Raw genomic sequence first — 13,293 nt, 5'->3', positions numbered from 1 at the left:
ATGGGAATCACCGCGTTGTCCTCCATCACCGGCCCACCGGTGTAGGGCGGTGACAGCTGGATGTTGCGCGACGACACCAGGCTGGGGTTCAGGATCGACGCGGTGGCGTTGGCCGGAACCTTGTACTTCGACTCGTAGCGGAACGTCACCTTCATCTTGTCGCCGGCGGGTTCGATCGAAGCGATCGAACCAACCCGCACGCCCATGATCTGGACCTTGTCACCGGGATACAGCGCAAGCGTTTGCGGGAAGTACGCAACGACCGTGTTGGTGGTCAGCCTCTTGTAAAGCTGGTAACCCACGAAGCCCGCGACCAACGCCAGCACCACGACGAGTGAACCGATGATCAAGGTTGCCCGAGATACGTTCGGTAGCTTCAGGTTTCGCACATTGAAGATAGTCGACATTGCTCGGCCCTATCCTTGCGAACCAGGTGGGAGGTACGGCGGGTTGCCCGGGAAGGGTGGCGTGCCGGCGGGCGACAGTTGCTGACCCGGCCCCGGAGATGGTGGCCCCTCGGGGGGTGGCGGCGTGCCGGCAGGCGGTGGCGGCGGCAACGGCGCGATGCCCGGCGTGAACTCCGGCTGCCCGGGTCCCAGCGGGACGGTGCGCGAACCCGGCGGACCGGGTGACAGCGGCGCCGGGGCGCCGGGCATATTCGGCGGTATCTGACCCGGGATACCCGCGGACGGGGCACCCGGCGAGGGAGCCGGGCCGTGCGCGTTCGGCGGTGACGTCACCACATCCGGTGGCACATAGTCTGCGCCATAGGGGTTCGGCCCGAACGGACCGGTCGGCATGTGCGCGCAGGGCAGCGGATCGCCCGGTCGTGGCATGGTCCCGGGCGCCGGGGTGTACGAGCACGGGTGGCCCGCGACCACGCCGGGGCCCGGATGCTCCGGCGTCCCCTCCAGCACCGTCGGCCCCGGCGGCGGGGCGGCGTTCGGGAAGCGCACGGCATTCGGATCGGGGAACCGCCACGAGGGCAGGCCGGCGTTGCGCCAGAACTCCTGCGGGTCGATGCCGCGCTCCTTGAACGCGGCATCCACGAAGGGCTGCAAGATCTGGTAGGGCAGCAGGTTGACCAGCAGCACCTTGAAGAAGGGGCCGGACGCGATGCCCTCGGCCAGTGACGCGGTGAACTTGCTCAGCGTCGTGAGCACGTCGATCAGGTCGTACTTGCGCTCGACAAGGATGTCACTGACGGTGCGCAGCTGCTCCAGCACGCGGTTGAGGTTGGGGTTGTCGTTGATGAAGCCCGCGACCTGAGCCGAGAACTGGCTCACGTTTTCCAGCAGCATGCTCACCGCGTAGGTGCGTTCGTTGATCGCCGCAAGCAGTGTCTGCGCGTTGACCAGCAGCGCATTGACCTGCTCGCTGCGGTCGCCGAGGATCCCCGCGATCTTGTTGGCGTTGGCCAACAGCTTCTGGATGTCCTCGTCCCGCTTGCCGATGGTGTCCGAGAACCGGGCCACCCCGTCCAGCGCGGCGCTCAGGTGCGGGTAGGTCTGATCAATCGTCTCCGACAGCACATTCAGCGACCGCTTGACCGTTTCGGTGTCCCAGCCGGAGGCGGCCTTCGTCACGTCGAAGAACGCGTCGTAGATCTGGTACGGCGTGGTGGTCTGCCCCAGCGGCAGAACGCCGTTGGCTTGCAACGGCTCTGAACCGCGCGGCTCGATCTCCAGGTTCTTGCGGCCCAGCAGCGTGTCGGTGCGAATCGCCGCCCGGCTCTCGGTGCCGATCGGGGTGCCGCCGAGCGAGTAGCCGATCCTGACCTTGTCTCCCTCGATGTCCATGGAGCGCACCAGGCCGACGTCCACGCCCGCGATCCGCACCTTGTCACCGGAATTCAGCCCGCCGGTGTCGCCGAACTGGGCGTAGTACGTCGGCGTAGCGGTCAACATCGGCACACTGGCGAAGCTCTGCCCCACCCCGACGACGAGCAGCACGATGACGATGCCCATCAACCCGTTGCGAACCCGGTTCGAACCCTCCAGCGTCCTCATTGCGGCGTGCACCTACCCGTCGGCTGAGAGGTGAGTTTGACGGTGCGCACCGGTCCGCCAGGCTGCAGTCCCGGCAGCTTGAGCGAGATGTCGCAGGCGTAGAAGTTGAAGAAGTCGCCGTAGATGCCGCCGGCCCGGCCGATGATCTTCAACGCGGTCGGCAGCCTGACCAGGATGTCGTTCAGCTTGTCCTTCTGGTCGACCAGCGGCTGCTGGATGGTTTCCAGGTGGGCGACGGTGTTTTGCAGCACCGGCCGGTTGTCGGCCAGCAGGTCGCCGATGGTGCCCGCCGCATCGCTGATGTCCGCGACGGAGCTGGCGATCGGGTCGGCCCGGTTCTTCAGACCGCTGATCAGCACCTCGAAGTCGTTGAGCGTCTCGTCGAACTGCTGTTGGTGCTTGACCGTGGTGTCCAGCACCGTATTGAGGTTGCGGATCACCTCGCCAATCGCCTGATCACGGTCGGCCAGAGCGGAAGTCAGCTCGGCGGTCTGATCGAGGATGTCGTTGATGGTGCCGCCCTGGCCCTGGAAGATCGTGATGATCGACTGAGCGATGTTGTTCACCTTCTCCGGGTCCAGCGCGCGGAACAACGGACGGAATCCGCCGATCAAGGCATCCAGGTCGAGTGCCGGCTCGGTGCGCTCGATCGGAATGGTGCCGCCGGCCGCGAGACGCTGGTCGCTGTCGCCGCGCTTGAGCTCCAGGTAGCGGTCGCCGATCAGGTTCAGGTAGCGGATCGACGCCATCGACCCATCGAACAGCGGGAGGTCGCGTTCGACGTCGAAGTCGACCTTGACCCGCTGCGCGCCGTCGATCAATTCGACCTTGGAGACCTTGCCGACCTCGACGCCGGAGGCGCGGACGAATTGGCCGGCCCGCAGGCCACTTGCACTGCTGAAGATGGCCGAGTAGCCGGTGGTGCGGTCGAACCGCATCTGACCGAACACCACGATGATGATCGCGGTGAACAGCAGCAGCACCAGTGAGAAGGCGCCGAGCTTGATGGCTGTTCCGGTGATTTTCATGGGTTGATCGTGTTCTCCCCGAACTGACGGCCCCAGATGTATTCGATCCCAGGAATGACCAGCGGCACCACCGCGGCGAGTGGTACTGGAGGGGTGGGAATCACGATGGGAAGTAGGCAAGGGGGTAGGCCCGCGCAACCGAATGGCGAGGCGAGCTCGATGTGGTTGTACGGCGCGATCGACGCGCCGGTATCCATCACCAGGTACGGCTGCGGCCACAGGTCTCTCGTGACCGGCTGCCAGCAGCCGGGCCGGCCCTCTGGTCCGCCCTTGGCGTTCACCCGGGGCAGGTTGTCCGGATAGACGTACGGGTTGCTCGCGCCGACAACCTGCGAGTGGGTTCTCAATGAATAGCCGTTGCCGCCCAGCGACGCCGCGATCTTGGGCTCGACGTCGTGGTAATTGCGGATGGTGCAGAACAACGCGGGGCTGTACTCGTCGAGCAGCTGCGAAGTCGGAATCAGGTCCTCGGCGCCGCGGACCAGATACGGACCGCCGCGCTCGAAGATGTCGGCGCCGGTGTTGCCGAACCCGATCGAGGCCATCAACGCCGCATCGATATTGCCCTGCTGCTCATTGAGCGTGCGTGCGGTGGTGACCGCGTTCTCCAACCCGTCGAACAGATCCGGCGCCGCGTTGGCGTACACCTCACCCAGATCGGCCAATAACTGGATGTCGCGGCGGAACTGGGGTTGCCGCGGATTCAGATCGGCCAGGATCTCGTTGCCGTCGATGATCGACTGCCCGAACCGGTCGCCCAGCCCGTCCAGCGCCTCCGCCGTCGCGCTCAACGTCTGGTTCAGCTTGATCGGGTCGACCTGCTCCGAGATCGACACCACAGTTTCGAACAGCGTGTTGAATTCGGTGGTCACCGACGACGCGTCGATCACATCCGAGCTGGTGATGCGTTGCGGCGCCGGGTTTGGCGGCGAGGTGAACGACACATACTTGTTGCCGAACACCGTGGTGGCCTTGATGTCGGCGTTCACATTGGCCGGAATGAGGTCGAGGTACTTGTCATTGACATCCAAGGTGAACTTCGCCGCCGGCTCATCGCCACGCTCAACCTCTTCGATCGCGCCCACCCGGCCGATCTGCACCCCGTTATATGTCACCGGGGTTCCCGGATCCATCACCAGCCCAGCCCGCCCGGCCACCATCGTCAACGGCGTCGTCGGCAGAAACGCGCCCCGAAACTGCAGATACACCAACGCAGTCACCAGCGCAGCTACCAACAAGAACACCAAACCCGCTGTCTTATACGGCGGGTTACGTGGCTTGTTCACATCCATTGGCGTCGTCATGGCGGTCACATCGTGAGGTTGAAGTTCGGGTTGACACCGTAGAGCGCCAAAGCGGCGAATAGGACAACGACCTGCACCGAGACCAGCGAGAAGCGCATCGACCGGCCGACGGCCTCACCGACGCCAACCGGGCCGCCGCTGGCGTTGTACCCGTAGTAGCAGTGGGTGATCATCACGATCACCGCGATGATGATCACCTGCACAAACGACCAGAACACGTCCTCGGGGCGCAGGAATGTCCGGAAGTAGTGGTCGTAGGTGCCCGACGTCTGTCCGTACAAGAACGTCGTGACGACCTGCGGCGAGATGAATGACATGAGCATCGCCAGCGCGTACAGCGGGATGATCACCACCAACCCCGCCATGATCCGGGTGGACACCAGATAGGCGATCGACTTGATGCCCATCACCTCCAGCGCATCGATCTCCTCGCTGATTCGCATGGAGCCCAACTCTGCGGTGGCGCCGGCGCCGACCGTGGCGGCCAGCGCGATACCGGTAACGACGGGGGCCGCGAGACGCACGTTGATCAGTGCGGCGAAGAAGCCGGTGAACACGTCGATACCGATGTAGCCCAGCGATGCGAAGCCCTGGATGGCAACCAGCGAGCTCCCGGACAGTGTCACGAACGCGACGATCGCGACGGTGCCACCGACCACCGCCATTGCGCCGGTGCCCATGCCGATCTCGGCGATCAGCCGCAGCGTCTCCTTGCGGTAGCGGCTCAGCGCCCAGCCGATCTGCCCGATGCTGACCACCGCGAACCACGCCATCCGGCCGATTTGCCCGAGTCCGCGGCCCGCGCTGCCGGCGTAGCGGTTGAGGTTGGCGGTTGCCCGTGGGTACCGGGAACGTAGGACGGAGACTGTCGACACGTCAGCGCCCCGTCCCGAACCGCACGCCGATGGTGGTCAGCACCACGTTGACCGCGTATAGGGCGACGACGCACAGCACCACCGTCTCGTTGACGGCGGTGCCCAGGCCCTTGGAGCCGCCACGGACGGTCAGCCCTCGGTAACAACCGACCAAGCCGGCGATGAGTCCGAAGCTCGCGGCCTTGACCGTCGCGATGATCACCTCGGGCAGGCCGGTGATCAGGGTCAGGGTGGCGAGGTAGGCGCCGCCCGACACGTTCTGCAGGTACACGCCGAAGAGGAAGCCGCCGACCAGGCCGACGGTGATCACCAGGCCGTTGAGCAGCGTGGCGACCAGGGTCGCGGCCAGCACCCTGGGCACCACCAGCCGGTGGATCGGGTCGATGCCGAGCACCTCCATCGCGTCGATCTCTTCGCGGATGGTGCGGGCGCCGAGGTCGGCGCAGATCGCCGTCGACGCGGCGCCGGCGATCACCAGGACCGTGGTCAGCGGGCCGAGCTGGGTGACCGCACCGATCGCCGCGCCCGCGCCGGAGATATCGGCGGCACCGACCTGGGCCAGCAGGATGTTGAGGGTGAAGATGAGAAGCACGGTCAGCGGTATCGAGACTGCGATGGTCGGCATTATCGCGACCCTCATGACAAACCAGCTCATATCGATGAACTCGCGCCATTGGAAGGGCGGCTGGAAAAGCGCTTTGCCGGTCAGCAGGCACATCCGGAAGAAACCGCCGACTGCTTCCAGCGCAGGCCTGGTCTGATCCCGGACGTAATCGTTGAGCCCGGTCTGCGCTGTCATCCGTCCACCTGCACGACGTATCGACGCTCGGCGCGCCGCAACGGCAGTCCCTGTCGCACGCCCCCTCCTTGCCCCAACGCCGCGTGTGTGACCACCGTCTCCCTACTCGCGGGTAGTAAGGCAGACCACAGGACTGTACCCGATGGCCCCCCGCCGGTGCACCGCATCCGCCGGATTGAGCCCCTAACAATTAGCAAACTCACCTCTTCTAGGTCAACCCCCGCCCGCACTTGCAGAAACCGTTGGCGCAGAGGCACTTTCGTCTGCGTCAACCGGATTCTTTCCCCCAAAGCGGTTTCGTAGCTCCGTTTTCAGTACTTTGCCGGCGGGGTTGCGCGGCAGCGCGTCGACGACCTCCAACCCCTTCGGATGCTTGTACCTCGCAAGCCTTTCGGTGAGGAATTCGTCAAGATCAGCGAGGGACAGCGCGGGTTGCGTCACCGCGGCCACCGCGACGGGCACCTCTCCCCACTTCTCGTGGCTTCGCCCGATCACGGCCACCTCGACGATCGCTGGATGGGCGGCCAGCACGTTCTCCACCTCCGCGCTGTAGATGTTCTCGCCGCCGGAGATGATCATGTCCTTCTTGCGGTCGACGACCCAGACATAGCCTTCGTCGTCCTGGCGCACCAGATCGCCCGAATGGAACCAGCCGCCGGCAAACGCCTCGGCGGTGGCCTGCGGGTTGTTCCAGTAACCCGCCATCAGGGTCGGGGCCCGGTACACGATCTCGCCGACTTGGCCGATCGGCACGTCGTTCATGTCCTCGTCGACCACTCGCGCCGTGACGGTGGGGATCACCTTTCCGACCGAGCCCAGCTTGCGAATTGCGTCGTCAGCCAACAACATACATGTGACCGGTGACATTTCGGTTTGTCCGAACGCCGCCAGGATCTGGCTGCCGGGAAAAGTCTCGGACATGTCGCGCAGCAGGGTGTCGGAGGCGGGAGCGGCACCCCACGACAGCACCCGCAGCCGTAGCTCGCGCGGGTTGGCCCGCTGCGCGGCGCAAACCGCTTGCCACTGCGCGGGCACCAGGAACATCGCCGTCACCTTCTCCGCCTCGAGGACGTCGAGCAGCGCGCCGGGGTCGAACGCGCCCAGCGGGTAGACGACCGTCGGCAGCCCCAGCAGCAGACCGGTGATCATGTTGCCGACGCCGGCAATGTGAAACAGCGGGACCCCGATGAACCCGACGTCGTTGTTGATGTCGGCACCGGTGGTGAACAGGTTGGTCATCGCCTGCCCGGCCAGGTTGGTGTGGGTCAGCACCGCGCCCTTGGGCCGCCCGGTGGTCCCCGAGGTGTACATGATCAACGCCGGCGCGTCGTTCGGGATGTCAACGGGCTCGGCCGGTCCGCCCGCCTCGGTCAGCAGGTCGTCGTAGCCGGTCCAGCCCTCGTCGGTGGCGGACCCCGCGACGATCACGGTGGCCAGGCTCGGGTCGAGTTCGCGCACCGCGGCGGCCACGTTGGCGAGCACCGACTCGGTGATGACGACCTTGGCGTCACAGTCGCTGACCAGGAATGCGATCTCCGGTGGGGTCATGCGGAAGTTGACCGGGACGGCGATGGCACCGAGCTTGTTGGCGGCCAGGAACGACTCGATGAACTCGGTCCGGTTCAGCATCAGGATCAATACCCGGTCGCCGAACCCGACACCGCGCCGGCTCAGCGCGCCGGCCAGCGCCGTCACTCGCCGGTCGAGGTCAGCCCAGGTGGTGGTCTGGCCGAGTAATCGCAGCGCGGTCGCATCGGGCTGCATCATCGCGTGCCGCGCCAACTGGTTGGTCCAGTTGTGCCTGCGGGCCAGATGTGGCTGATCGGTCGGGGACGGTGCAGCGGTCAACGGCTGGGGCTCCCTCTGGCGGCGACGGGTTGCGCGGCGTTGATATTTGATCAAACATTGTTATTGCCTCGGTCACACTATGGCCTCGGCGGCCAGCGGACAACCCCGCAGCAGGGCCAGGGAGACCAAGTGAACGCACCGGCGAAAGTCGTTCCCCACCAGCAGCGCGGTGTGCGCCGGGAGCAGATGTCCGACGAGGTCGCCGGTCACCTGCGGGCGGCCATCATGTCCGGGACGCTGCGGCCGGGCACCTTCATCCGGCTGGACGAGACGGCTGCGCAACTCGGTGTCAGCATCACGCCAGTGCGCGAAGCGCTGCGCACCCTGCGCGGCGAGGGCATGGTGCAGCTGGAACCGCACCGAGGCCACGTGGTCGCCCCGCTCAGCCGCCGTGACATCGGGGACATCTTCTGGCTGCAGGCCACCATCGCCAAGGAGCTGGCGGCGGCTGCCACCGAACGCATCACCGAGGCGGAGATCGACGGGCTCGAACGGCTCAACGAGGATCTCGCGGTGGCGGTGCAGACCGGCGATCCGGAGGCGGTCGCCGCCGCGGAGTTCGCGTTCCACCGGGCGTTCAATCTCGCGACCGGCCGGATCAAACTGGCCTGGTTTCTGTTGCACGTGGCGCGCTACATGCCGCCGCTCATCTATGCGGAGGACCCGCAGTGGGGGGTGACGGCGGTGGACAACCACCGCGAGCTGATCGCCGCGCTGCGCCGCCGCGACGCGGCCGCGGCGGTCCGGCTGACGAGTTGGCAATTCACCGACGGCGCAAAGAGATTGACCGCGCGGCTGGAGGAAACGGGGATCTGGAGTTGAAGGCGCCCAACCTGTTGTTACCGCGGATTAGTGCGAGTGAAGAGTGCGGCAACTACAGCCTCGGTGCCAACGAATCACGACGCTACGGGCCGGTGGCCAGTTCCTCGGCGCGGCCCTTGAGGTTGTCGGCCAGGTATTCCAGCGTATCGCCGATGACCTTCTTCACCATCGTCTTGGGGAGCGCCAACTTTGTCTCGACCTCGAGGTCGACGGTCAGCAACGACGTCGGGCCCATCGGCACCACGGAGAACCGTTGCTCCTGCTTTTCGAGGTGATCCCCCTGCTGCAGCACGGTGTAGATCTCGTTGCGGCCGGGGTAGTAGACGGCGGTGATGAAGGTGCCCGCCTGACCCTGCACGACGACGTCGAGCCGTAGCTGGCTGGGCCGTCCGTCAGGGTAGCGCGCCAGCACCCAGCAGCCCTTGATCTCCTCGTTCCACTCCGGATACAACTCGAAATCGGCGACGATCGCCATGATCGACTCGGCGGAGGCCGAGACCTCGACCGTCTTGCTCACCATCGGCATTTACTTGGCGCCCGCCCGCTTCGTCGGTGCCTCGCCGTCGGTGCCACCGGGCAGCGCCCCGACGTCGAGACCCAGCGGGGAATCCGCCCGCACCGCCTCGTCACGGATCAGGCCGCGCAGTAGTGCGGTGCTGAACTCGACGGCGATCTCCGGCGCGGTGCGACGACCCTGCGGCCGCAGCCAGCGGTAGGAGCCCAGCGTCATGCCGATGTAGCCGAGCGCAAGCACGTGCGAATCGCAGTCGTAGAACTCGCCGCTGGCGATGCCGCGGTCGATGACATCGCGCACATGCTCATAGACCTGCGTCTCCTTCTCGCGGATATAGGCGACCTGGTCCTCGGTGAACCACTCGGTGATGTAGGGGCCCTCCTGGAAATACACCGCCGCGCGTTCGATATTGTCGGCGATGCCGACCAGCAACCGCCGGGTGAAGTGGTAGATCGTCTCGCGGGCCGAGGCCGACGGATCGTCGTGCAGCGCGTCCACCGTGAAGTCGGCGGCACCCTTGTAGATGTCGTAGAGGATCAGCGACTTGCTGGCGTAGTAGTGGTACACCGTCGCCTTGTTCAGGCCGACCGCGTCGGCCACGTCGTCCATCCGGGTGCCGTGGTAGCCCCGCGCGGCGAAGAGCTTGGTGGCGACGGTCAGCAACTCCTCGCGCCGAGATATCCCGTTTGGTGACGTTTCGGATGACATGGCAACCCACTATCGACGGGCCCGTTCCGGGCATCGATCAACTGGTTGGACAGTTTAGGTGTTGAGGGTGTTCCCTGCCCCGCCCCGGGGTCTAGACTGCGGGAAAGCCATAGGTGGGAGGTTCTCGATGGATCCGAATCCGGACTATGACGGAAGCGACGAGGTCGAGTTCTTCTTCAACTGGTTCGCCTGGGGACTGCGCGGCATCTCCGGTCCCGGTGGCGGCTACCCGCCGCCCGCCTATCCGCCGGTCTAGGTCTTTTCGCTGGCATCCGGACCGACGTCCGGGTGCAGCTCCTCAGCGCGCTTGCGTCGATCCTCAAGCTCCTCTCGCGACCCCGCCACGGCCTGTTGACGGCTGGTCGCCTGTTCCTTGAGCCGGGCCGCCTCGGCGGCCTTCGCCTCGGCGTCGGCTGAAGTGGCACGCGCCTTGGCTTCGGTTTCATCGGCGAGCGCCTGCCGCTTGTCCACCTTCACCGTGTAGTCATCGATCTCCCGGTGAAGACGCTCGGCTTCCACGCGGCGCCGCTGATTACCTCTGCTGCGTGCGACAAACAACAGGGCTGCTGCCACGACGATGACCGCAATAACGGCGACGACGATCCAGACGATGTTGGCGGTATCCATGGCGGTTCCTTCCGTGGGGGCGTACCGGCGCGTCGTTAACGCGCCCGCTAATTACGGATGCCCGCCCACCGGGAGGCCGAAACCTACAGCGCCTTGAGCTCCTCGGAGACCTCGGACACCGACTTCTTGGCGTCACCGAACAGCATGGTGGTGCCGTCGGCGTAGAACAGCGGGTTGTCGATGCCGGCGAACCCTGAGTTCATCGACCGCTTCAACACGATCACCGACTTGCTCTGGTCGACGTTGAGGATCGGCATCCCGTGGATCGGGCTGGACGGATCGTTACGCGCCGCCGGATTGGTGACGTCGTTGGCGCCGATCACGATCGTGACGTCGGTGCGGGAGAAGTCGTCGTTGATGTCGTCCATGTCTTTCATGGCGTCGTAGTCGACTTCGGCCTCGGCCAGCAACACATTCATGTGACCCGGCATCCGGCCGGCCACCGGGTGAATCGCGTACTTGACCGGAACACCCTTGTTCTCAAGCAGATCCGCCAGGTCCTTCACGGCGTGCTGCGCCTGCGCAACAGCCAGCCCGTAGCCGGGCACCACGATGACCTGGTTGGCGTAGGCCATCTGGATCGCGGCATCGGCTGCCGAAGTGGACTTCACGTGCTTGTCGCCGCCATCGTCGCCACCCACCGCGACGCCACCGCCGCCGAACCCGCCCGCCACGATCGCCGGGATGGACCGGTTCATCGCCTTGGCCATCAAGTTGGTCAGGATCGAACCCGACGCGCCGACGATCATGCCCGCCACGATCATCGCGGTGTTGTTCAGCGCCAATCCCGCTGCGGCTGCGGACAATCCGGTCATCGCGTTGAGCAGCGAGATGACCACCGGCATGTCGGCACCACCGATCGGCAGCACCACCATCAGCCCCAGCACGCCCGCGGCGGCCAGCAGTCCGATCATCCACCACAGTGACGCGCCGACGCCGGGATGGGCGGCCAGACCGATCACCACCGCGGCCGCGATCGCGGCCATTAACAACAAGATGTTCAGCGGCTGCTGCAGCTTGCCGAGGCCGATCGGCCGGCCGGGCAGGATCTCCTGCAGCTTGCCGAACGCGATGATCGATCCCCAGAACGAGATCGATCCGACGACCGCGGCGAACAACGACGCGACGACGATGTGTACCGTCGGCGACTCGCCGTGCTTGAACGCCGAGAACCCCTCGGTGTCAATGAATTCCGATAGCGCGATCAGCGCGACGGTGCCACCGCCGACGCCGTTGAACAGCGCCACCAGCTGCGGCATAGCGGTCATCTTGGTCAGCCGGGCCGGCGGCACACCCAGCACCACACCGATCAGCAGGCCGGCGATGATCAGCGGCCAGTGCTCGGTGTCCCGGATCGCGATCAGCGTCGCGATGACCGCGAGCGCCATGCCCGCTGCGGCAATCCAGTTGCCACGCACCGCGGTCTTCGGCCCGGTCAGACCCATCAGGCCGTAGATGAACATCGCGAATGAGATCAAGTACAGGACGACCACGAGGTAGTTCATCGCGCTTGTCCGTTCGACTCGGCCTTAACAGGTTGGGGCTTCTTGCCTTTGAACATGCCGAGCATGCGATCGGTGACGACGAATCCGCCGACCACGTTGAGCGTGCCGAACACCACCGCAACAAACAGGATGGCCTGGATGGCGATCGACGGGTGCTCGACCCTGCCCAGCACCACCAGTGCACCCACCAGCACGACGCCGTGAATCGCGTTGGTGCCCGACATCAAGGGCGTGTGCAGCGTATTGGGCACCTTGGAAATCACCGCGAAGCCGACGAACCCGGACAGCGCCAGGATCGCCAGGTTGGCCAACAACTGGTCGTACATCTATCCCTCCCGTGTGACGCAGGACGCCGCGATCACTTCGTCATCGAAATCCGGCGCCAGCTTCCCGTCGGAGATCAGCAACTCCAGCAGCGCGGTGATGTTCTTGGAATACAACTCGCTGGCGTGCTCGGGCATGGTCGCCGGCAGGTTGAGCGGCGAGGTGATCGTCACGTCGTGCTTGACGACGGTTTCACCCGGCTCGGTCAGTTCGCAGTTGCCACCCGTCTCGCCGGCCAGGTCGACCACCACGCTGCCCGGCTTCATCCCCTCCACCGCGGCGGCGGTCACCAACTTCGGCGCGGGCTTGCCGGGTACCAGCGCGGTGGTGATCACCACGTCGAACCCGGTGATCGCCTCCTCGAGCTTCTTCTGCTGCTCGGCGCGCTCCTCCTCGGTCAGCTCGCGTGCGTAGCCACCCTCGCCGCTGGCCTCGATACCCAGGTCCAACCACTGCGCGCCGACCGAGCGGACCTGGTCGGCCACCTCGGGCCGCACGTCGTAACCCGTCGGTCGGGCGCCCAGCCGCTTGGCCGTGGCGAGGGCCTGCAGTCCGGCCACCCCGACCCCGAGCACCAGAACGGTGGCCGGCTTCACCGTGCCCGCCGCGGTGGTCAGCATCGGGAAGAACCGCGTCGACTCCGACGCGGCCAGCAGCACGGCCTTGTAGCCGGCGACGTTGCCCTGCGACGACAGTGCATCCATCACCTGCGCCCGGGAGATCCGCGGGATCGCCTCCAGTGCGAACGCCTGCACACCCGCCGCCTTGAGGGCCTCGATCTGATTGTCGGAGTTGCGCGGGGCCAGAAAACCGATCAGGGTCTGCCCGTTGTGCAGCCTGCCCACCTCGTCGGCGGTCGGCGGCGCCACCTTGACCACGATGTCGGCCGCCCAGCCGTCGCCGATCGTGGCACCCGCCTCGATATAGAGG

At 65.8% G+C, this 13,293-nt stretch carries 15 protein-coding genes; 2 read left to right on the top strand and 13 right to left on the bottom strand.

Annotation, left to right across the window (positions count from 1 at the left end; genetic code table 11):
• From ACRDU5_RS20325 to fadD5, 7 genes are all read right to left on the bottom strand, one after another.
• A partial coding sequence (locus ACRDU5_RS20325) for an MlaD family protein (RefSeq protein ID WP_526616670.1) occupies positions 1-407 on the bottom strand: 407 nt, incomplete at its 3' end.
• Between the two features lie 9 nt (positions 408-416).
• Positions 417-2,009: a virulence factor Mce family protein gene (locus ACRDU5_RS20320; protein WP_526616668.1), complete on the bottom strand. Its 1,593-nt coding sequence runs from the start codon at positions 2,007-2,009 to the stop codon at positions 417-419.
• On the bottom strand, positions 2,006-3,037 hold the full coding sequence (locus ACRDU5_RS20315; protein ID WP_526616667.1) for a virulence factor Mce family protein: 1,032 nt from the start codon (positions 3,035-3,037) through the stop codon (positions 2,006-2,008). Before ACRDU5_RS20315 ends, ACRDU5_RS20320 begins: the two co-directional genes overlap by 4 nt.
• The gene (locus ACRDU5_RS20310; RefSeq protein ID WP_526616665.1) at positions 3,034-4,341 is read right to left on the bottom strand and encodes an MCE family protein; all 1,308 of its coding nucleotides are present in this window, start codon (positions 4,339-4,341) and stop codon (positions 3,034-3,036) included. Before ACRDU5_RS20310 ends, ACRDU5_RS20315 begins: the two co-directional genes overlap by 4 nt.
• 5 nt (positions 4,342-4,346) lie before the next feature.
• On the bottom strand, positions 4,347-5,216 hold the full coding sequence (locus ACRDU5_RS20305) for an MlaE family ABC transporter permease (RefSeq protein ID WP_526616664.1): 870 nt from the start codon (positions 5,214-5,216) through the stop codon (positions 4,347-4,349).
• Position 5,217: 1 nt separating this feature from the next.
• On the bottom strand, positions 5,218-6,015 hold the full coding sequence (locus tag ACRDU5_RS20300; RefSeq protein WP_526616662.1) for an MlaE family ABC transporter permease: 798 nt from the start codon (positions 6,013-6,015) through the stop codon (positions 5,218-5,220).
• A gap of 213 nt (positions 6,016-6,228) precedes the next feature.
• Entirely contained in the window at positions 6,229-7,863 is a 1,635-nt protein-coding gene (gene fadD5 / locus ACRDU5_RS20295; protein ID WP_526616661.1) for a fatty-acid--CoA ligase FadD5, read from the bottom strand.
• Positions 7,864-7,992: 129 nt separating this feature from the next.
• Here fadD5 and ACRDU5_RS20290 point away from each other — a divergent pair, with 129 nt between their 5' ends.
• Entirely contained in the window at positions 7,993-8,685 is a 693-nt protein-coding gene (locus tag ACRDU5_RS20290) for a GntR family transcriptional regulator (protein ID WP_526616660.1), read from the top strand.
• An 82-nt stretch (positions 8,686-8,767) separates the two neighbouring features.
• Here ACRDU5_RS20290 and ACRDU5_RS20285 read toward each other — a convergent pair whose 3' ends face one another.
• Positions 8,768-9,211 (bottom strand): SRPBCC family protein, encoded by a 444-nt coding sequence (locus tag ACRDU5_RS20285; RefSeq protein WP_526616658.1) that lies wholly within the window; start codon positions 9,209-9,211, stop codon positions 8,768-8,770.
• Positions 9,212-9,907, bottom strand: a complete 696-nt coding sequence (locus tag ACRDU5_RS20280) for a TetR/AcrR family transcriptional regulator (protein ID WP_526616656.1) — start codon at positions 9,905-9,907, stop codon at positions 9,212-9,214.
• Positions 9,908-10,034: 127 nt separating this feature from the next.
• Here ACRDU5_RS20280 and ACRDU5_RS20275 point away from each other — a divergent pair, with 127 nt between their 5' ends.
• Positions 10,035-10,163, top strand: a complete 129-nt coding sequence (locus tag ACRDU5_RS20275) for a hypothetical protein (RefSeq protein WP_526616655.1) — start codon at positions 10,035-10,037, stop codon at positions 10,161-10,163.
• On the opposite strand, the gene ACRDU5_RS20270 is transcribed toward ACRDU5_RS20275, so the two are convergent.
• The 4 genes from ACRDU5_RS20270 to ACRDU5_RS20255 all read right to left on the bottom strand — a co-directional run.
• On the bottom strand, positions 10,160-10,534 hold the full coding sequence (locus ACRDU5_RS20270; RefSeq protein WP_526616654.1) for a hypothetical protein: 375 nt from the start codon (positions 10,532-10,534) through the stop codon (positions 10,160-10,162). The genes ACRDU5_RS20275 and ACRDU5_RS20270 overlap by 4 nt on opposite strands.
• A gap of 83 nt (positions 10,535-10,617) precedes the next feature.
• A complete protein-coding gene (locus ACRDU5_RS20265; protein ID WP_526616653.1) occupies positions 10,618-12,039 on the bottom strand; it encodes an NAD(P)(+) transhydrogenase (Re/Si-specific) subunit beta in 1,422 nt (473 codons plus the stop codon).
• The gene (locus ACRDU5_RS20260) at positions 12,036-12,365 is read right to left on the bottom strand and encodes a proton-translocating transhydrogenase family protein (protein ID WP_526616652.1); all 330 of its coding nucleotides are present in this window, start codon (positions 12,363-12,365) and stop codon (positions 12,036-12,038) included. Before ACRDU5_RS20260 ends, ACRDU5_RS20265 begins: the two co-directional genes overlap by 4 nt.
• The coding region (locus ACRDU5_RS20255; RefSeq protein ID WP_526616650.1) for an NAD(P) transhydrogenase subunit alpha at positions 12,366-13,293 on the bottom strand (928 nt) is incomplete at its 5' end.

This window comes from Mycobacterium sp. (assembly GCF_050701515.1).
GTDB lineage: Bacteria > Actinomycetota > Actinomycetes > Mycobacteriales > Mycobacteriaceae > Mycobacterium.
Note: the sequence above shows the minus strand (reverse complement) of the source record. Positions and strands in the feature narration are given on the sequence as shown.

Coding starts and splice junctions, on each gene's coding strand:
- ACRDU5_RS20320 (WP_526616668.1), bottom strand. CDS start 2,009: ATGAGGACGCTGGAGGGTTCGAACCGGGTTCGCAACGGGTTGATGGGC.
- ACRDU5_RS20315 (WP_526616667.1), bottom strand. CDS start 3,037: ATGAAAATCACCGGAACAGCCATCAAGCTCGGCGCCTTCTCACTGGTG.
- ACRDU5_RS20310 (WP_526616665.1), bottom strand. CDS start 4,341: ATGACGACGCCAATGGATGTGAACAAGCCACGTAACCCGCCGTATAAG.
- ACRDU5_RS20300 (WP_526616662.1), bottom strand. CDS start 6,015: ATGACAGCGCAGACCGGGCTCAACGATTACGTCCGGGATCAGACCAGG.
- ACRDU5_RS20285 (WP_526616658.1), bottom strand. CDS start 9,211: ATGCCGATGGTGAGCAAGACGGTCGAGGTCTCGGCCTCCGCCGAGTCG.
- ACRDU5_RS20280 (WP_526616656.1), bottom strand. CDS start 9,907: ATGTCATCCGAAACGTCACCAAACGGGATATCTCGGCGCGAGGAGTTG.
- ACRDU5_RS20275 (WP_526616655.1), top strand. CDS start 10,035: ATGGATCCGAATCCGGACTATGACGGAAGCGACGAGGTCGAGTTCTTC.
- ACRDU5_RS20270 (WP_526616654.1), bottom strand. CDS start 10,534: ATGGATACCGCCAACATCGTCTGGATCGTCGTCGCCGTTATTGCGGTC.
- ACRDU5_RS20265 (WP_526616653.1), bottom strand. CDS start 12,039: ATGAACTACCTCGTGGTCGTCCTGTACTTGATCTCATTCGCGATGTTC.
- ACRDU5_RS20260 (WP_526616652.1), bottom strand. CDS start 12,365: ATGTACGACCAGTTGTTGGCCAACCTGGCGATCCTGGCGCTGTCCGGG.